The organism is Actinocorallia longicatena (assembly GCF_039534125.1).
GTDB classification, from domain to species: domain Bacteria; phylum Actinomycetota; class Actinomycetes; order Streptosporangiales; family Streptosporangiaceae; genus Actinocorallia; species Actinocorallia longicatena.
The window spans coordinates 1-18,109 of record NZ_BAAAUV010000004.1 but is presented as its reverse complement, the minus strand read 5'-3'; the positions used below and the strand labels follow the sequence as shown (position 1 = coordinate 18,109).

The following is an 18,109-nucleotide window of genomic DNA, read 5'->3' as shown; positions in this document are numbered from 1 at the left end:
TCCGCCCCTCGGGGGGAAATTATGATCTTGCTCGTGTTTGTCCCGTTCCACGACACGTGATGTGTTCGCGTAACGGGAGGAGACCGGCGAATGAACGGCGACGCGAAAGCCCTGCACTTTCGTACGTCGGTGTTCACGGGCCCGCCTCCTCTGTCGCGTTTCCCACTTCTGTCCTGATGGACAGGCCACGTGCGAAAGCACGGACCAGACCGGGCTGACGGAAACGCATCCGTCCGCTGTCATCGCAACGGACCGCCTCCAGCAGCCGTGCGTCCACCAGTTCCTCGATGAGATCGTCGGTTTCCTCGCGAGTGAATGACCCATCCGCGAGCCGTGCGAAAACGGTGCGCGCCGGCGCGGAGAGGCCCGCGAGGCTCGCGGCGATGCCGCGCCGGACGTCGAGGTCGCCGTGGGCGAGCTCGGCCAGCCGGTGCTGGTCATCGGACAGGCGGGCCACCAGGTCGGCGATCCGCCAGTGCGGTTTGCCCGCCAGCCGGGCCCCCGCGGCCCGGACGGTGAGCGGCAGACGATCACAGAGGTCGACGAGCCGGGCGGCCGCTTCGGGCTCGGTCCGGATCCGGCCGGGACCGGCGATCCTGGCCAGCAGCGCCAGCGCGTCGCTGACAGGGAGCGGCGCGAGGTCGAGATGCAGCGCTCCGGGCAGCGCGGTCAGCCGGGTCCGCCCGGTGACCACCACCGCCGACCCTCCGGCGCCCGGGAGCAGCGGAAGGACCTGGCTCTCCGCGGCGGCGTCGTTGAGCACGAGCAGGATCCGGCGGCCGTTCATGCGGGCCCGGTAGAGCTCGGCCCGCTCCGCCCTGGCCCGCGGCGGCACAGGGACGCCGAGGAAGCGCAGCACCCGCCCGAGCACCTCGCCCGGATCCGCGGTGAAGTGCAGGTCGGCGTACAGGCAGCCGTCGGGGAAGCGGGAGCGCAGCCGGTGGGCGGCGTGGACGGCCAGCGAGGTCGCGCCCGCGCCGGGCCGTCCGCTGATGGCGACGATCGGCGCGGAACTCGCGGCGAGCACTCCGACGATCATCTCGGTCTCGGCGATCCGGCCGGTGAAGTCGGCGACGTCCTGGGGCAGCGTCGACTCCGGGACGGGCGCCGCCGCCAGAACGTCACGCTGCAGCCGCTGCAGTTCGGAACCGGGCTCGAGGCCGAGGTCGGTCACGAGGGTGCAGCGGATGCGCTGGTAGGCCTCCAGCGCCTCGGGCCTGCGCCCCGACCGGGTCAGGGCGACCATGAGCTGGGCGTGGAAGCGTTCGCGCAGCGGATGGTCGGCGCACAGCGCGGCCAGCTCGGGCAGCAGCTCGGCGGCGCGGCCACGGCCGAGGTCGGCGGTGATGCGCTCCTCCACGGCGGCCAGCCGCTGCTCCTCCAGCACGGAGGCCTCGGCGTGCAGGCCGGGCACCCCGTCGAGGGCCGAGCCGCGCCATCCCCGCAGCGCCTCGCGCAGCAGCCGGGCGGCGCTGTCGTCGTCGCCGCCGCGCACGGCCCTGCGCGCCTCGCGCACCCTGGCCCCGAATCCGAGGGCGTCGATCTCCTCCTCGCCCATCTCCAGCAGGTAGCCGGGCCCCGAGGTCACCAGCAGGCCGCGCGATTCCCCGAAGGCGCGCCGAAGACTGGAGACGCACCCCTGGATCTGGGTGGTCGCCGTCGCGGGCGGCGCCTCCGGCCACACCGTGGCGACCAGCCGTTCCACGCTGACGGGCCGCCCGGCGTCCAGCGCCAGGGCGGCCAGTACCGCCCGCGCTCTCGGGCCGATCGGAACCGAGCCGCGCGCGTCGCACAGCTCCACCGGGCCCAGGAGCCTCACCTGCATGGCTCGCTCTCCGTCATCCACCCCGTGTCCCCCGAGGACCCTCCAGCAAGGTCCATGTAAGAAAAGTGCAATGATCTAACAAAGGAAGTCAAGTAGCCACGGCGGAATTTCCCATTACCCCCAAACCCATCGAACGGGGCACTCCTGGGTATGGATCATCATGGAGTGTTCCCGACGATTGGTACGACCTTGCAGCTCCTGAACGGTGACCGGATCGCTCACGACCTCACCTACAACGACGTCTTCATGGTTCCGGCGCGCTCCGCGATCGGCTCCCGGATGGGCGTGGATCTGTCCACCTCCGACGGCACCGGCACGACGATCCCGCTGGTGATCGCGAACATGACGGCCGTCTCGGGCCGCCGGATGGCCGAGACCGTCGCCAGGCGCGGGGCTCTCTCGGTGATTCCGCAGGACATCCCGGTCGAGGTCGTCGCGGATGTCATCTCGTGGGTCAAGAGCCGCGATCTGGTGTTCGACACGCCGATCACGCTCGGCCCGGGATCGACCGTCGGGGAGGCGCTCAGCCTGCTGCCCAAGCGGGCCCACAACGCCGTGATCGTCGTCGAGGACGGCAGGCCCGCCGGCATCGTGACCGAGGCGGACTGCCAGTCGGTCGACCGGTTCTCCCAGCTCCGGGACGTCATGACCCGTGATCTGGTGACCCTGCCCGACACCGTCGGCGCGAAGGAGGCGTTCGAGACGCTGCACGCGCGCGGCCACCGGATCGCCCCGGTCGTCGGCGCCGACGGCAGGCTCAAGGGCGTCCTGACCAAGACCGGAGCGCTGCGCGCCACCCTCTACCAGCCCGCCGTGGACGCCTCCGGCCGGCTGCGGATCGCGGTGGCCGTCGGCGTCAACGGCGATGTCGCGGGCAAGGCGAAGGCCCTGCTGGAGGCGGGTGCCGATCTGCTCGTGATGGACACCGCGCACGGCCACCAGGACAAGATGATCAGCGCGTTGAAGGAGGTCAGGGGCCTGGACCCGCAGGTTCCGGTCGTGGCCGGGAACGTGGTGACCGCCGAGGGCGTCCGCGACCTGGTCGAAGCGGGCGCCGACATCGTCAAGGTCGGGGTCGGGCCCGGCGCGATGTGCACCACCCGGATGATGACCGGCGTGGGCCGTCCGCAGTTCTCCGCCGTCCTGGAGTGCGCGGACGAGGCCCGCAGGCTCGGCCGGCACGTGTGGGCGGACGGCGGCGTCCGGCACCCCCGGGACGTCGCCCTCGCGCTCGCGGCGGGCGCGTCCAACGTGATGATCGGGTCCTGGTTCGCCGGGACGTACGAGTCTCCCGGCGATCTCCAGAGGGCCGCCGACGGCCGGCTCTACAAGGAGTCCTTCGGCATGGCCTCGGCCCGCGCGGTACGGAACCGTACCGCCGAGGACAGCCCCTTCGACAGGGCGCGCAAGGCGCTGTTCGAGGAGGGGATCTCCACCGGGCGGATGTTCATCGACCCCCAGCGCCCCGGCGTCGAGGACCTGATCGACTCGATCATCGCGGGCGTGCGCAGTTCCTGCACCTACGCCGGGGCCGACAGCCTCGAGGAGTTCCACGCCAACGCCGTCGTCGGCGTGCAGAGCCATGCGGGCTACGCCGAGGGCCAGCCGCTGCAGACCAGCTGGTAAAGCGGTGCGACACTCCGTGACGGTGCTGGCACGGAGTGCGCCCTGACCTCACTCTGATCACATGAGTGTGCAGCAGCAGGTCAGGGCCGGCGAGGAACCTCCGGCGTCGGCCGTCCCCGGTCCCGACGTCGGCGGGCTGGGCCAGGCGCTGCTCGTCACGCTGGTGTCGGTGTTCGTCCCCGGCCTGGCGCACCTGCGCGGCGGCCGGACCCGCACCGGGACCGTCCTGCTGCTGTCGGCGGCCCTGGGGCTGACCGGGCTCGTGCTGGCCGCCGCGGTGGCGGGCGGGTCGCTGGCCGCCCTGGCGGTCTCGCCCGGCTGGCTGCTCACCTTCATGATCGTCGGCGTGGCCTGGGCCGCGGCCTGGGCACTGCTGATCGTCAGGTCGTACGCGGCGGTGCGCCCGGCGCGGCTCGGCCCGGCCGCCGAGCTCGCCGGGGGCACCGCCGTCGCGGTCCTGTGCCTGCTCGTGGCGGTGCCGCCGCTGGCCCTCGCGCGTTACGGGCAGGTCCAGCGCGACGTGGTCACCACGGTCTTCCAGGCCTCCGCCCCCGAGCCGCTCCCCCGGCCCTCCGGATCCGCCGGGACGGCGCGACCCCCCGGGAGCCCGCGGGCCGGCGATCCGCTGGGCGGAGTGGCCCGGCTCAACCTCCTGCTGCTGGGCGGCGACGCCGACACCGGCAGGCCGGGGGTGCGCACCGACTCGATGACGCTCGCGAGCGTCGACACCCGCACGGGCGCGACGGTCCTGCTGAGCCTGCCGCGCAACCTCCAGCACGTCCCGGTCTGGGACGGCGACCGCCGGGTCCCGTTCCCGCGCGCCGGTCTGCTCAATGCGGTGTACCAGCAGGGCGTCGCCCATCCGGGGGCCCTGCGCGGCCACCGCAGGCCGGGAGCCGAGCTCCTCAAACGGACAATCGGACACATATTGGGTATTCCGGTCCACTATTACGGTCTGGTCGATATGCGCAGTTTCCGGCAGATCGTCGAGGCGATGGGCGGCGTCGACGTCTGTGTGGACCGGCCCGTCCCGGTCCCGCGCGAGCAGGTCGCCGCCGGGGTCATCCGCAAGGGCTGCCGCCATCTGACCGGCCGCCAGGCGCTGTGGTTCGGGCGCTCGCGCACCGGCAGCAGCGACTACAGCCGGATGAGCCGCCAGAAGTGCCTGCTGTGGGCCATCTCCCGCCAGGCCACCCCGCTGACGGTGCTGCGCAGCTTCCAGCGCCTGGCCACGGTGTTCAAGGCCTCGGTCCACACCGACCTGCCGCGCGACCTGCTGCCCCGCCTGGTCGGGCTCTCCGCCCTGACGCGCACCGCCCGCGTCACGAGCCTGCAGTTCATCCCGCCGCTCGTCGGCACCGCGAACCCGGACTTCGTCATGATCCGGCGCCTGACGTCACAAGTCCTTAACAGCGACTCTGGCAAGATCCCCTTCCGTGACGTGCATAATTTGGGCAGAACCTGCTCCTGATCGGAGTTTGCCCGTTTCTTGGGCAACCTCCCCCGCCCATTCGCGCGTCCAAAATGGTGGAAGAGGGACCTGTCCCTCGCTCGGGGGAACGGAGTCTCCATGCAGAACGATCAACCGCAGGACGAAGATCAGCCGAAGGCGCTGATGCGCACGCTGGGTCTCACACTCGCTTCGGCATTCCTGTGGGGGGTGGCCCACGTCTGGGCGGGCCGCCGCGTCACCGGCGCGCTCCTGGCCGCCGCCTTCGCCGTCATGATCGCCGTCCTGGTGGTGCTCGCCACCGGGTTCCGGCACGACCTCCTCGAACTCGCGCTCCAGCCGGAGTGGCTGACCGGCATCATCTTCGGCAGCATCGCGCTGGCCGGCGTCTGGGTCGGCGTGGTCGTGCGGTCCTACACGCTGGTCCGCCCCCGGGCGCTGGCCGCGGGACCGCGCGTGGCGGCGGTGTCGATGGTCGCCGTGCTGTGCCTGGCGATCTGCGCGCCCTTCGCGCTCGCCGCGCATCGCACCTATGTCGCCCGCGACCTCATCAACTCGACCTTCGCCGACGGCGACCACAACGGCAAGAAGATCAAGAAGAGCGATCCCTGGAAGGACCGGCCGCGCCTCAACGTGCTGCTGCTGGGCGGCGACGCGGGCCACAACCGGGTCGGTGTCCGCACCGACAGCGTGACGCTCGCCAGCATCGACACCCACACGGGCGACACCGTGATGCTCGGCCTGCCCCGCAACCTGGAGCGGATCCAGATGCCCGCTGGCCCGGCGGCCGACCGCTTCCCCGACGGCTTCACCGGCGAGGGCCCCGAGACGCCCGGCCTGCTCAACGAGATCTACGAGTACGCGGAGGAGCACCCGGAGATCACGCCGGGCAAGCCGAAGGGCCAGCGCGGTCCCGCGCTCCTCGTGCCGACCGTCTCCCAGATCCTCGGCCAGCCCATCGACTACTACATCCTGGTCGACATGCGCGGATTCGCTCAGCTCATCGACGCGATGGGCGGCGTGTACCTGAAGGTCCCGGAGAACATCACCTTCGGCAAGTACAACGAGGGCACCCTCCAGGCGGGCTACCGCCGGCTGTCCGGCACTCAGGCGCTCTGGTACGGCCGCTCGCGCACCTACAGCAACGACTACGTGCGGATGGGCCGGCAGAAGTGCCTGCTGCGCGCCATCGCCCGGCAGGCCGACCCGCAGAAGCTCCTGCTGCGTTTCAACAAGCTCGCCGACGCGGCCAAGAACACCATCTCCACCGACCTGCCCAGGGAGCTGCTGCCCGCACTCCTCAAGCTGTCGGAGAAGATGAAGAACGGCGACGCGAAGATCAACAGCCTTCAGTTCGTGCCGCCGCTGATCAGCACGGCGCATCCGGACTGGGCGCTGATCCGGCACCGGTCCGCGCAGGCGATCGCCGACAGCGGGCGGACCCCGGTCAAGACCGACCCGCCGGCCACCGCCTCCACCACGACCGCGAAGAAGAACGCGTCGAACCCGGCCGGCGCGGAATCCGACGAGCCCGACACCACGAAGGCCGTGTCGCTCGACGCGACCTGCCCGTCCTGACGGATTGGCGGCGGAGCCGGGCGGGCATGCCGCAAGCATGCTTCCGCGACACCGGCTCCGCCAGATCGTGAACTGGCTGAACCTGTCGACCCCCCTCGGCCTCCTCATCGTGCTGGCGGGAGGCTGCGGCGGGGTCCGCAGGGCCCCGGACGGCCTCCTCATCGCCGACGGCTACCGGCCGCCGGTCCCCATCGGGGCCGCGTTCACGGTCGGGAACGTCATCGTCTTCCGCGACATCGAACGGCACTCGGGGGATCTCGGGCTGATCGTCCACGAGGCGCGGCACTCCACCCAGTACTCCTGGTTCCTCGGCGTGCTGATGCTCGTCCCCTATTTCGGTTCCGTCCTGTTCTCTATGGCCGTCTGCGGGGACCACGCCTCCTACAACCCGTTCGAGCGCGGAGCCGTCCTGGAGGACGGGAACTACGTCAAGAGGCCCCCGTGGTGGCGCAGAGCGCCGTCCACGGGGGCCTGAGAGTTCCGGAGAGGAGAATCTCCCTCAGAGGCGCTCGATGATGGTGACGTTCGCCTGGCCGCCGCCCTCGCACATCGTCTGCAGTCCGTAGCGTCCGCCGGTGCGCTCGAGCTCGCCCAGCAGCGAGGTCATCAGCCGGGCTCCGGTCGCGCCGAGCGGGTGGCCCAGGGCGATCGCGCCGCCGTTGGGGTTGGTCTTCGCGGGGTCGTAGCCGGTGTCCTTCAGCCAGGCGAGCACGACGGACGCGAACGCCTCGTTGATCTCGACGGTGTCGATGTCGCCGATCGCCATGCCCGCCTTCTTCAGCGCGTGGAACGTCGCGGGGATCGGCGCCGACAGCATCTTGACCGGGTCCTCGCCGCGCACCGACAGGTGGTGGATGCGGGCGCGCGGGGTCAGCCCGTGGTCGCGGACGGCCTGCTCGGAGGCGATCAGCAGCGCGGCGGAGCCGTCGGAGATCTGCGAGGCGAGCGCGGCGGTCAGCCGCCCGCCCTCGACGAGGGTCTTCAGCCCGCGCATCTTCTCCAGGGTGGTGTCGCGCCGCGGGCCCTCGTCGTGCTCGACCCCTTCGAGCGGCGCGATCTCCTTGGTGAAGTAGCCGTTGTCGATCGCGTTGAGGGCTCGCTGGTGGGAGGCGAAGGCGAACTCCTCCATGGCCTCGCGGGAGATGCCCCACTGCTCGGCGATCATCTCGGCGCCGCGGAACTGGGAGATCTCCTGGTTCCCGTAGCGCGCCTCCCAGCCCTTGGACCCGGCGAAGGGCCCGGCGAACCCGTACTGGACGCCCACGATCATCGCCGCGGCGATCGGGATCTTCGACATGAGCTGGACGCCGCCGGCCACGACCAGGTCCTGGGTCCCCGACAGCACGCCCTGGGCCGCGAAGTGGACGGCCTGCTGGGAGGAGCCGCACTGACGGTCGATGGTCGTCCCGGGCACCTCCTCGGGCAGCCCCGCGGCCAGCCAGGCGGTGCGGGCGATGTCGCCGGCCTGCCCGCCGATGGTGTCCACGCAGCCGAACACGACGTCGTCCACCGCGCCGGGATCGATGCCGGTTCGCTCGACCAGCGACTTCAGGACGTGCGCGCCGAGGTCGGCGGGGTGCACCTCGGCCAGCCCGCCGTTGCGCCGCCCGACGGGGCTGCGGACGGCGTCGACGATGTAGGCCTCTGCCATGTCAAAACTCCTTTTACGCGTGCTGGCTGCTGACCGAGACGACTTCGCCGGTCATGTAGGACGAGTACTCGCTGGCGAGGAAGATGATCACGTTGGCGACCTCCCACGGCTCGGCGTACCGGCCGAAGGCCTCGCGGGAGGTGAGCTCGGAGAGCAGTTCCTCGCTGGTCACCTTCACCAGGTGGGGGTGCATCGCCAGAGACGGGGAGACGGCGTTGATCCGCACGTCGTGCTCGGCCGCCTCCAGCGCCGCGCAGCGGGTCAGCGCCATGACCCCGGCCTTGGCGGCGGCGTAGTGGCTCTGGCCCTTCTGGGCCCGCCAGCCGATGACCGAGGCGTTGTTCACGATCACGCCGCCGGTGCCCTGGTCCCGCATGATCCGCAGGGCGGCCCTGGTGCAGCGCATGGTGCCGTTGAGGGTGATGTCGATGACCCTGTCCCAGCGGTCGTCGGGCATGTCGACCAGGTCGTCGGTGCCGCCGAGACCCGCGTTGTTGACCGCGACGTCGATGCGCCCGAAGGTCGCGAGCGCGTGCGCGTACAGGGCCTGGACCTGCTCCTCGTCGGTGACGTCGCAGGGCAGCGCGGAGACCCGGCCGGCGCCGAACTCGGCGGCGAGTTCCTCCGCCGAGGCCTTGAGGCGTCGCTCGTGGGCGTCGCTGATGACCACGCTCGCGCCCTCCTCCAGGCAGCGGCGTGCGGTCGCGCCGCCGATGCCCGCTCCCGCGGCGGCCGTGATGACCACGATGGTGTCGGTGAGAAGGCCACGGGCACGGGGGTAGGAAGGAACCGTCATGCCCGCAGGTTACCAAGCACTTGTTTGGTTAACGAGGGGTGGGTCCGGTCGTGAGATCATGGCTGGTGGAGGGAGGGCACCGTGCCGGACATCGTGGAGTTCCGCGCCCATCGCGTCGCGCTGCACCGCGGCCGCAGGCCCGAGAGCATCCTGGTCGCGCTCACCGACGAACTGGGCACCGTCGGCTGGGGCGAGACGGCCCTGTCGGACGAGAAGGCCTGGGACGATCTGGAGCACAGGATCGGGCCCGCGCTGCCCGGTCTCGAGTGGGAGCACCCGGAGGACCTGGGCGGGCTGTCCGCGCTGGGCGTGCCCTCCGCCGTCGCCGCCGTGGAGACCGCCGCCTGGGATCTGTGGGGCCGCCGCCACGGCGTCCCCGTCGCGCACGCGCTCGGCGGCACCCGCACCTCGATCGTCACCGGCGCCCGCGTCCCCTGCCAGCCCACGCTGGAGAGCCTGGCCCCGACCGTCAACCGCTACATCGGCGCGGGCTACAGCCGGATCACCCTGGAGGTCCGTCCCGGCTGGGACGTCGAGGTGGTCCGCACCGTCCGCACCGCCTACCCCGCGCTCGCCCTCCAGATCGACGGGGTCTGCGCCTACACCGACTCCCCCGAGCACCTGGACGCGCTCGAGGCGATGGACGGATACGACCTCACCGCCATCGAGCGTCCCTTCCGCGACCTGGCTCCGCACGCATCGCTCCAGCGGTCGGTCCGCGCCGCCGTCGCCCCGGACGTCACCGATCTCGACACCCTGCACGCCGCCATCGACCAGCACGCCGGCCGCGCCCTCAGCCTGCGCATCGGCAAGCTCGGCGGCCTCACCGCGGCACGCGGCGCCCACGACCTCGCCTACGCCTCCGGCTGGGACGTCTGGTGCGGCGGCTCGGGAGTCTTCGGCATCGGCAAGGCCGCCTCCGTCGCCCTGGCCAGCCTCCCCGGCTGCTCCCTGCCCAGCGACATCACCGAGTTCGCCGGCGGGCCCGAGTACGTCACGCCCCCGGTGCGCTCCAGCGGCGGCGTCGTCGCCGTCCCTCTCACCCAGCCGGGCCTCGGCCACGAGGTCGAGTCCGCGAGGCTCACCCGCCTCGCCACCGCCGACCTCCGCTTCACCCGCGGCTAGAGCGGCGGGTATCGGGGCGGCCGCCGGGTGTCGCGGATCCTGTCCAGGCCCTCCTGGCCGAACGCGACCGCGTACCGGCCACCATCGGCGGTCAGGGCGGCGACGCGCTGGAACGTCTGCCCGGGCACCACCGAGGTGCCGGCGGCCCGGTCGGCGAGATTGCGCTGGCCCGAGCCCAGTGCGGGCAGCGCGTACGCCCAGAAGGCCACCACCGCCGCCAGCCAGACGAGGACCGAGAGCCCTGCCTCCAGGCGCAGCAGCAGAACGCAGGCGAGGCAGAAGATCCCGCTCTCCGCGGTCGCGGTGACGGCCGCCCGCCGCACCGACGCGCCCAGCGAGGGCCGCGCCCCGCCCGACAGCACCCGCAGGTCGAAGGCGGCCTTGCCGAACGTCCGCCCGGTCAGCCGGACCGCCGCGACCAGATAGAGGAAGTGGAGCACCGGCAGGGCGGCGAGCGCCAGGACGTACGGCAGCGCCACGTAGTCCCACTGGTCGGCCACCGCCCCGCCGACGGTCTCCCCCACCCCTCCGCCGCCGGGCCTGACCGCCTCGTAGGTCAGGGTCAACCCGAGGTGCCCGGCCTGGCCCGCGATCCCCGACGAGCGCAGGCCGGCCACGTAGTAGGCCATCACCAGCAGGACACCGGCCACGACCCCGACGATGACGAGGTCCAGCACCCAGGCGAGGATCCTCCGCCAGGCCGGCGCCGCCGCCACTTCCGGCACGGGGTACATGCGCCTCCCACCTCCGCCGCGGACCCGACGAACGAAGATCGTAGAGATCCGCGGCGACCACGGGAAGGCCTCCCCGGGAAACGCTCCGTTACGGACGCGAACGGACGGCCGGAAACCCGCTAATAGGACTTCGGCAGCCCCAGCGAGTGCTGGCCGACGAAGTTGAGGATCATCTCCCGGCTGACCGGGGCGATGCGCAGCAGCCGCGTCGAGGTGACCATCGCGCCGATGCCGTACTCGACGGTCAGCCCGTTACCGCCGAAGACCTGCACGGCCTGGTCGACGCAGTGGTTGGCGGCCTCGCCCGCCGCGTACTTCGCCATGTTCGCGGCCTCACCGGCACCGAAGTCGTCGCCCGCGTCGTAGAGATAGGCGGCCTTCTGCCCCATCAGCCTGGCCAGCTCCAGCTCGATCTTCGCCGCGGCCAGCGGATGGGCCAGCCCCTGGTGGGCGCCGATCGGCGTCTTGAACACCTGGCGGGAGCCGGCGTACTCGACCGCCCGGCCGAGCGCGTACCTGCCGATGCCGCCCGCCATCGCCGTCGCCATGATGCGCTCGGGGTTGAGGCCCGCGAACAGCTGGAGCAACCCCGCGTCCTCGTCCCCGACCAGGGCGTCGTAGGGCAACCGGACGTCGTCGAGATGGCAGATGAACTGCTTCTCCGGCGACACGATCTCCATCGCGATCTCCGACCAGGTGAAGCCGGGAGTGTCGGTCGGGATGACGAACAGGGCGGGCTTCAGGGTGCCCTTCTGGTCCTCCATCCGGCCGACGAACAGAACGGCGTCCGCCTCGTCGACACCGGAGATGAAGGTCTTCTGCCCGTTCAGCACCCAGCCGTCGCCGTCGCGGCGGGCCTGCGTGGTGATGCGGTGGGAGTTCGAGCCCGCGTCCGGCTCGGTGATCGCGAAGGCCATCTTCAGGGAGCCGTCGGCGAAGCCCGGCAGCCACCTGCGCTTCTGCTCCTCCGTACCCGAACGGGCGATGATCGTCGCGCAGATGGCGGGCGAGACGACCATCAGCAGCAGCGGGCTCCCCGCGGCCGCCAGCTCCTCGCAGACCACCGCGAGGTCACCGATCCCGCCGCCCCCGCCGCCGAACTCCTCGGGCACGTTGACGCCCAGGTAGCCGAGGCGGCCCGCCTCGGCCCACAGCTCGTGCGTCTTCTCACCGCTGCGCGCCTTCTCCGCGTAGTAGGCGGCGCCGTACTTCCGGCCGAGCTCGGCCACGGCCGCCCGCAGCGCCTTACGCTCGTCGCTCTCGATGAAACTCACTTCAGGAACTCTCCTCAATGACGGCGAGGACCGCACCGGCCTCGACCTGTTGTCCGGCGACGACGTTCAGTTCCGCGACCGATCCCGCGGTCGGAGCCGTGATGCGATGCTCCATCTTCATCGCCTCCAGCACGACGACGACGGCGCCCTCCCCGACCGTTCCGCCCACCTCCGCGGCGACCCGCACGACCGTCCCCGGCATCGGGGCCAGCAGCGCGCCGGGGGCCGTCCGCAGGCTCGGGTCGGCGAACCTCGGGACGGCCGTCAGCGTGACGGGACCCAGATCGGAGTCGACGAACACCCGGCCGTCCGCGGCGGCGACGGAGAAGGTCCTGCGGATCCCGGCGACGTCCAGGACGACCCGGTCCGGCTCCGCCTCGACCAGTCCCGCCCCCGCGGCGGTGCGCAGGCCGTCGCGGGTCAGCCGGTAGGCGACCTCGACCTCACCGTCCGGACCCTCGTAGACCTTGCGCTGCGGCTGCGACGGCAGGTTCCGCCAGCCGGAGGGCAGCCCGCCGAGCACCCGCGCCGTTCGCCGGTTGGCCTCGGCGTCGGCGAGCGCGGCGGCCAGCGCCGACAGTTGCACGGCCGCGGAACCGGCGAGGGGAGCGCTCAGGACGTCCAGGCCGATCTGGTCCAGATAGCCGGTATGGGTCTCCCCCGCCCCGAAGGCCCGTTCCTCCAGAACCCGCACCAGCAGATCCCGGTTGGTCGTGACGCCATGGATCCTGGCCCCGCGCAGCGCCCTGGCCAGACGCCGGATCGCCGCCTGCCGGGTCGGCCCGTGGGCGATGAGCTTCGCCAGCATCGGGTCATAGTGGACGCCCACGACGCTGCCGGCCTCCACCCCCGCGTCCAGCCGGAGCCCCGCCGTCTCGAACGCCGCCTCCGCACCGGGGACCTCGAACGCGTGGAGCGTCCCGCTGGCGGGCCGCCAGTCCAGCGCCGGATCCTCCGCGTACAGCCGGACCTCGATCGCGTGCCCGGACGGCACCGGCGGAGCGGCGGGAAGCGCGTCCCCCTCCGCGATTCCCAGCTGGAGCGCGACCAGGTCGAGGCCGTAGATCGCCTCGGTCACCGGGTGCTCGACCTGGAGCCGGGTGTTGACCTCGAGGAAGAAGAACCTGCCGTCCTCGGCGAGCATGAACTCCACCGTGCCGGCGCCGACATAACCGATCGCCCGCGCCGCCTCCACCGCCGCCTCGCTCAGCCGGGCCCGCAGCTCATCGTCGACCGCGGGAGAGGGCGCCTCCTCGACGATCTTCTGATGCCTGCGCTGAATCGAGCACTCGCGCTCGCCGAGCGCCCAGACCGTCCCGTGCGAATCAGCGAGGATCTGCACCTCGACATGGCGGGCCCGCTCCAGCAGCGGCTCGCAGAACACCGCCGGATCCCCGAACGCCGACTGCGCCTCGCGCCGCGCGGACGCGACCTCCTCGGCCAGCGCGGAGAGCTCCCGGACGGTCCGCATCCCGCGCCCTCCACCGCCCGCCGACGCCTTCACCAGGATCGGCAGATCCGCCTCCACCACCCGGTCCGGATCGAGCTCGGGCAGCGTCGGCACGCCCGCCGCCGCCATCAGCTTCTTGGCCTCGATCTTCGAGCCCATCGCCTCGATCGCCGAGGGCGGCGGACCCACCCAGGTCAGGCCCGCCGCGACGACCGCACGGGCGAATCCCGCGTTCTCCGACAGGAAGCCGTACCCGGGATGGACCGCGTCGGCCTCCATCGCGAGCGCGGCCTCGATGACCAGGTCACCGCGCAGATAGGTGTCGGCGGGAGCGGAGCCGGGCAGCGCCGCCGACGCGTCGGCCTCCACGGCATGCGGCGCCCCCGCGTCGGCCTCGGAGAAGACCGCCGCCGTCGCGATGCCCAGGCTCCGCGCCGAACGGAACACCCGCCGGGCGATCTCGCCCCGGTTGGCGACCAGTACACGTGTGATCAAAGCGCTCACATCCTGAAGACGCCGAAGCCGCCGGCTCCGCGCACGGGGGCGTTGTGGATGACCGACAGGCACAGCCCGAGAACGGTCCTGGTGTCGCGCGGGTCGATGATCCCGTCGTCGTACAGCAGGCCCGACAGCACGTACGGCAGCGACTCGGCCTCGATCTGGCTCTCGACCATGCCGCGCATCGCCGCGTCCTGCTCCTCGTCGAACGGCAGCCCGCGCGAGGCGGCCGACTCCCGCATGACGATCGACAGCACCCCGGCGAGCTGTGCCGGGCCCATCACCGCCGACTTCGCCGACGGCCAGGCGAACAGGAACCGCGGATCGTAGGCGCGTCCGCACATCCCGTAGTTGCCCGCCCCGTAGGAGGCGCCCATCACGACGGTCAGATGTGGAACTTTCGAATTGGAAACCGCATTGACCATCATCGCGCCGTGTTTGATCATTCCGTTCTGCTCGTACTCCGCTCCGACCATGTATCCGGTCGTGTTCTGCAGGAACAGCAGTGGAATATCTCGTTGGTTGGCGAGCTGGATGAACTGCGCGGCCTTCTGGGCCTCCGCACTGAACAGGACGCCCTGCGCGTTGGCGAGGATCCCGATCGGGTAGCCGTGCAGACTCGCCCACCCGGTGACGAGGCTGGTGCCGTACAACGGCTTGAACTCGTCGAAGTCGCTGGCGTCCACCAGCCGGGCGATCACCTCGCGTGGATCGAACGGGATCTTCAGATCCTCGGGGACCACGCCCAGCAGCTCGTCCTCGTCACAGACCGGCGGCACCGCGACGGGCGGCGGGTCCTTCCGCACGTTGAGCCGCCTGACGATGGCCCGGCCGATCCTGATCGCGTCCTGCTCGTCGGCCGCCATGTAGTCGGCGAGACCGGACCTGCGGGCGTGCATCTCCGCCCCGCCCAGCGACTCGTCGTCGCTCTCCTCACCGGTGGCCATCTTCACCAGCGGCGGACCGCCCAGGAAGACCTTCGCGCGCTCCTTCACCATCACCACGTGGTCGCACATCCCCGGGATGTAGGCCCCGCCCGCGGTCGAGTTGCCGAACACCAGCGCGACGGTCGGGATGCCCTCGGCGGACGCCCGCGTCAGATCGCGGAACATCCGGCCGCCCGGGATGAAGATCTCCTTCTGGGTCGGCAGGTCGGCACCGCCCGACTCCACCAGGTTGATCACCGGCAGCCGGTTGGCGCGGCTGATGTCCGAGGCGCGGAAGCTCTTGCGGAGCGTCCAGGGGTTGCTGGCGCCGCCCTTGACCGTCGGATCGTTCGCGACGATCAGGCACTCGACCCCCTCGATCACCCCGATCCCGGTGATGACGCTCGCCCCGACGGGAAAGGCGCTCCCGAAGCCGGCCAGCGGCGACAGCTCCAGGAACGGGGAGTCCGGATCGAGCAGCAGCTCGATCCGCTCCCGGGCGAGGAGCTTGCCGCGCCCGTGGTGCCGGTCGACGTACTTGCGGCCGCCGCCCTCGAGCGCCTTCGCGTGCTCGGAGTCGAGCTCGGCGAGCTTGCCGAGCATCGCCTCGCGGCGCTCCCGGTACTCCTCGCTCCTGACGTCGAGCTTGGACCTGATCACCGTCACAGAAGGCTCTCCGGAATGTCGATGGGACGCGACCGCAGCCACTCGCCCAGGCCTTTGCCTTGCGGATCGAACTTGGTGGAGGCCGAGACGCCCTCCTGCAGCACTCCTTCGATGACGAAGTTCAGCGCCCTGAGCCGGGGGAAGGCGTGCCGTTCCACCGCGAGATCGCCGATGTCGGGCAGCAGCTCACGCAGCCGCTCGACCGTCAGGGTGCGGTGCAGCCACCGCCAGCGCTCCTCCGAGTCCACCCAGACGCCGATGTTCCCGTCGCCGCCCTTGTCACCGCTGCGCGCTCCGGCGACCCGTCCGAGCGGGACGGTCCGCGCCGGCCCGGGCGGCCCGGGCGGCTCGGCCTCCGCACCCGGTGGCTCCTCGACGGGAGTTCCGCCCGCCCCTCCGCCCCAGGTGATCGACGGTTCGATCTCCCTGCGGCTGCCGTCGGGGAGGACCGCGGTGTGCACGACTACCGTGTTCGGCACGTAGGCGGGGAGGTAGACGCCGAAGGGGCTGCCGTTGCCCGGCGGGGCCGTGAGATGGAATCCGGGGTAGCTGGCCAGGGCGAGCTCGATCGCGGCGGCCGAGAAGGGTCGGCCGACCACGGCCGGGTCGGCGTCGCGGGCGCAGCCCCGCAGGAGCGCCGAGGCCCCCGCCTCGTCGGTGGCCTCCGGGTCGGGACGCCCGATGAGCGACCATTCCAGCCGCTGCGGACGCCGCTGGAGCGACGCCTCGAACTGCTCGCGGACGAACTTCTCCTTGGCCTCGAGGTCCAGGCCCGTCAGCACGAAGACGACCTCGTTACGGACGCCGCCGAGATGGTTGTTGCACACCTTCAGGGAGTCCGGCGGCGCCTCACCCCTGACCCCGCTGATCCGGACGCGGTCCCGGCCGTCCTGCGCGAGCTCGATCGAGTCGAAGCGGGTGGTCACGTCCGGGCCCAGGTAGCGATGGCCCTGGATCTCGTAGAGCAGCTGGGCCGTCACGGTGCCCGTGCTGACCACTCCCCCGGTGCCGGGGTGCTTGGTGATCACGGACGAGCCGTCGGCGTGGATCTCCGCGAGCGGAAAACCCAGCGCCTTTACGTTGTAGATCTCTTCCGCGAAGAAAGCATAGTTTCCGCCGGTCGCCTGGGGTCCGCACTCGAGGACGTGCCCCGCGACGGTCGCGCCGGCGAGGGCGTCCCAGTCGTCGCGGGCCCATCCGAAGTGCGCCGCAGCGGGACCGATCACCAGGGAGGCGTCGGTCACCCTGCCCGTGACGACCACATCGGCCCCCGCGTTCAGGCACTCCACGATCCCCCACGCGCCCAGGTAGGCGTTGGACGTCAGCGGCGGCCCGTACGGCGTCCGGCCGAAGCCGAACTCCCCTGCCCTCGGCAGCAGATCGTCGCCCTCGACATGGGCGATGCTCACCTCGAGGCCCAGGCGCTCCGCCAGCTCACGCAGCTTCGCCGCGAGACCCGCGGGGTTCAGCCCACCCGCGTTAGTGACGATCTTCGTGCCGTTCTCGACGGCCAGGCCCAGGCTCTCCTCCATCTGGCGGACGAACGCCGAGGCGTAGCCCGCTCCCGGATCCTTCATCCGGCCCCTGCCGAGGATCAGCATGGTCAGCTCGGCGAGATAGTCGCCGGTGAGGACGTCGAGCGGGCCGTCCTCCAGCATCTCCCGGACGGCCGAGAACCGGTCCCCGTAGAAACCGGACGCGTTGCCGATCCGCAGAGGGTCACGTGGCTGCATAAGTGCAGCCTGACAGCCATCCAAAGAAAAATCAAGCACGCTTGATTGTTTTAAGCGTATGCTGGTCACCATGACGACACCGACCCGCGAGCCGCAGCAAGACCGCAGCCGCGCCACCAGGCAACGCCTCCTGGAGGCCGCGATCGACTGCCTGGCCACCGCGGGCTGGGCCGGCACCACCGTGGCGGTCGTCGCAGAACGCGCCGGAGTCTCCCGAGGCGCCGCCCAGCACCACTTCCGCACCCGCGAAGAACTCGTCACCGCCGCCGTCGAGTACGGCACCGACACCCGGGTCGCCCACGCCCGCGACCTGCTCACCCTCGCCGACGGCAGAGCCGGCACCCTCGACATCCTGAGACTCCTCGCCGACCTCTACACCAGCCCCCTGTTCCGCGCGGCACTCCAGCTATGGGTCGCCGCGAGTTCCGACCCCGCCCTCCGCGACCAGGTCCTCCCCCTCGAAGCCCGCTTCGGCCGCATCGCCCACCACCTCGTCGTCGACGCCCTCGGCGCCGACGAGACCAAACCCGGCGTCCGCGAGACCATTCAAGCCACCCTCGACCTGGCCCGCGGCCTCGGCCTCGCCGACCTCCTCACCGACGACAGCGCCCGCCGCGAAAACCTCCTCCACCAGTGGGCCGCCATCCTCGACGCCATGCTCAACCAATAAACGTGCGGGTATGCGAAAGGCCCCGGACATTTGTCCGGGGCCTTTCAGCATGTTGATTGCGGCGGTGTCCTACTCTCCCACACAGTCTCCCGTGCAGTACCATCGGC

General features: G+C 71.4%; 14 protein-coding genes. 6 read left to right on the top strand and 8 right to left on the bottom strand.

The window, feature by feature from the left end:
- Nucleotides 1–133 precede the first annotated feature (133 nt).
- Entirely contained in the window at nt 134–1,825 is a 1,692-nt protein-coding gene (locus ABD785_RS08320) for an AfsR/SARP family transcriptional regulator (protein WP_344824202.1), read from the bottom strand.
- Nucleotides 1,826–2,014: 189 nt separating this feature from the next.
- Here ABD785_RS08320 and ABD785_RS08315 point away from each other — a divergent pair, with 189 nt between their 5' ends.
- The 4 genes from ABD785_RS08315 (at nt 2,015) to ABD785_RS08300 (ending at nt 6,954) form a co-directional block, all read left to right on the top strand.
- On the top strand, nt 2,015–3,451 hold the full coding sequence (locus tag ABD785_RS08315; protein ID WP_344825606.1) for a GuaB1 family IMP dehydrogenase-related protein: 1,437 nt from the start codon (nt 2,015–2,017) through the stop codon (nt 3,449–3,451).
- Between the two features lie 61 nt (nt 3,452–3,512).
- Nucleotides 3,513–4,922 carry an LCP family protein gene (locus ABD785_RS08310; RefSeq protein WP_344824199.1) on the top strand — a complete coding sequence of 470 codons (1,410 nt, stop codon included), beginning with the start codon at nt 3,513–3,515 and terminating at the stop codon, nt 4,920–4,922.
- Nucleotides 4,923–5,021: 99 nt separating this feature from the next.
- Nucleotides 5,022–6,479 (top strand): LCP family glycopolymer transferase, encoded by a 1,458-nt coding sequence (locus ABD785_RS08305; protein ID WP_344824196.1) that lies wholly within the window; start codon nt 5,022–5,024, stop codon nt 6,477–6,479.
- Nucleotides 6,480–6,516: 37 nt separating this feature from the next.
- Nucleotides 6,517–6,954 (top strand): hypothetical protein, encoded by a 438-nt coding sequence (locus ABD785_RS08300; protein WP_344824193.1) that lies wholly within the window; start codon nt 6,517–6,519, stop codon nt 6,952–6,954.
- Between the two features lie 24 nt (nt 6,955–6,978).
- Here the strand turns inward: ABD785_RS08300 and ABD785_RS08295 are convergent, their stop codons facing one another.
- A complete protein-coding gene (locus ABD785_RS08295; protein ID WP_344824190.1) occupies nt 6,979–8,130 on the bottom strand; it encodes an acetyl-CoA C-acetyltransferase in 1,152 nt (383 codons plus the stop codon).
- A 13-nt stretch (nt 8,131–8,143) separates the two neighbouring features.
- A complete protein-coding gene (locus ABD785_RS08290; RefSeq protein WP_344824187.1) occupies nt 8,144–8,926 on the bottom strand; it encodes an SDR family oxidoreductase in 783 nt (260 codons plus the stop codon).
- Nucleotides 8,927–9,007: 81 nt separating this feature from the next.
- Here ABD785_RS08290 and ABD785_RS08285 point away from each other — a divergent pair, with 81 nt between their 5' ends.
- Complete coding sequence (locus ABD785_RS08285; RefSeq protein WP_344824184.1) at nt 9,008–10,051, top strand: enolase C-terminal domain-like protein; 1,044 nt, start codon at nt 9,008–9,010, stop codon at nt 10,049–10,051.
- Here ABD785_RS08285 and ABD785_RS08280 read toward each other — a convergent pair.
- The 5 genes from ABD785_RS08280 to ABD785_RS08260 form a co-directional block, all read right to left on the bottom strand.
- Nucleotides 10,048–10,785: an RDD family protein gene (locus tag ABD785_RS08280; RefSeq protein WP_344824181.1), complete on the bottom strand. Its 738-nt coding sequence runs from the start codon at nt 10,783–10,785 to the stop codon at nt 10,048–10,050. The two genes, ABD785_RS08285 and ABD785_RS08280, sit on opposite strands and share 4 nt — an antisense overlap.
- Nucleotides 10,786–10,904: 119 nt before the next feature.
- Nucleotides 10,905–12,059, bottom strand: coding sequence for an acyl-CoA dehydrogenase family protein (locus tag ABD785_RS08275; RefSeq protein WP_344824178.1), 1,155 nt, complete (start codon nt 12,057–12,059; stop codon nt 10,905–10,907).
- A 1-nt stretch (nt 12,060) separates the two neighbouring features.
- Nucleotides 12,061–14,004 (bottom strand): acetyl/propionyl/methylcrotonyl-CoA carboxylase subunit alpha, encoded by a 1,944-nt coding sequence (locus ABD785_RS08270; RefSeq protein ID WP_344824175.1) that lies wholly within the window; start codon nt 14,002–14,004, stop codon nt 12,061–12,063.
- Nucleotides 14,005–14,009: 5 nt separating this feature from the next.
- A complete protein-coding gene (locus tag ABD785_RS08265) occupies nt 14,010–15,599 on the bottom strand; it encodes an acyl-CoA carboxylase subunit beta (protein WP_344824172.1) in 1,590 nt (529 codons plus the stop codon).
- Complete coding sequence (locus ABD785_RS08260; protein WP_344824167.1) at nt 15,596–17,332, bottom strand: acyclic terpene utilization AtuA family protein; 1,737 nt, start codon at nt 17,330–17,332, stop codon at nt 15,596–15,598. The genes ABD785_RS08265 and ABD785_RS08260 overlap by 4 nt, the downstream gene beginning before the upstream one ends.
- Nucleotides 17,333–17,402: 70 nt before the next feature.
- Between ABD785_RS08260 and ABD785_RS08255 the strand changes: the two genes are divergently transcribed.
- Complete coding sequence (locus ABD785_RS08255) at nt 17,403–18,002, top strand: TetR/AcrR family transcriptional regulator (RefSeq protein ID WP_344824166.1); 600 nt, start codon at nt 17,403–17,405, stop codon at nt 18,000–18,002.
- The last annotated feature ends 107 nt before the right edge of the window (nt 18,003–18,109 follow it).

Bases quoted from the DNA above. Each gene is read 5' to 3' on its own strand.
- ABD785_RS08320 (WP_344824202.1), bottom strand. From the start codon at position 1,825: ATGCAGGTGAGGCTCCTGGGCCCGGTGGAGCTGTGCGACGCGCGCGGC.
- ABD785_RS08310 (WP_344824199.1), top strand. From the start codon at position 3,513: ATGAGTGTGCAGCAGCAGGTCAGGGCCGGCGAGGAACCTCCGGCGTCG.
- ABD785_RS08305 (WP_344824196.1), top strand. From the start codon at position 5,022: ATGCAGAACGATCAACCGCAGGACGAAGATCAGCCGAAGGCGCTGATG.
- ABD785_RS08300 (WP_344824193.1), top strand. From the start codon at position 6,517: ATGCTTCCGCGACACCGGCTCCGCCAGATCGTGAACTGGCTGAACCTG.
- ABD785_RS08295 (WP_344824190.1), bottom strand. From the start codon at position 8,130: ATGGCAGAGGCCTACATCGTCGACGCCGTCCGCAGCCCCGTCGGGCGG.
- ABD785_RS08290 (WP_344824187.1), bottom strand. From the start codon at position 8,926: ATGACGGTTCCTTCCTACCCCCGTGCCCGTGGCCTTCTCACCGACACC.
- ABD785_RS08280 (WP_344824181.1), bottom strand. From the start codon at position 10,785: ATGTACCCCGTGCCGGAAGTGGCGGCGGCGCCGGCCTGGCGGAGGATC.
- ABD785_RS08260 (WP_344824167.1), bottom strand. From the start codon at position 17,332: ATGCAGCCACGTGACCCTCTGCGGATCGGCAACGCGTCCGGTTTCTAC.
- ABD785_RS08255 (WP_344824166.1), top strand. From the start codon at position 17,403: ATGACGACACCGACCCGCGAGCCGCAGCAAGACCGCAGCCGCGCCACC.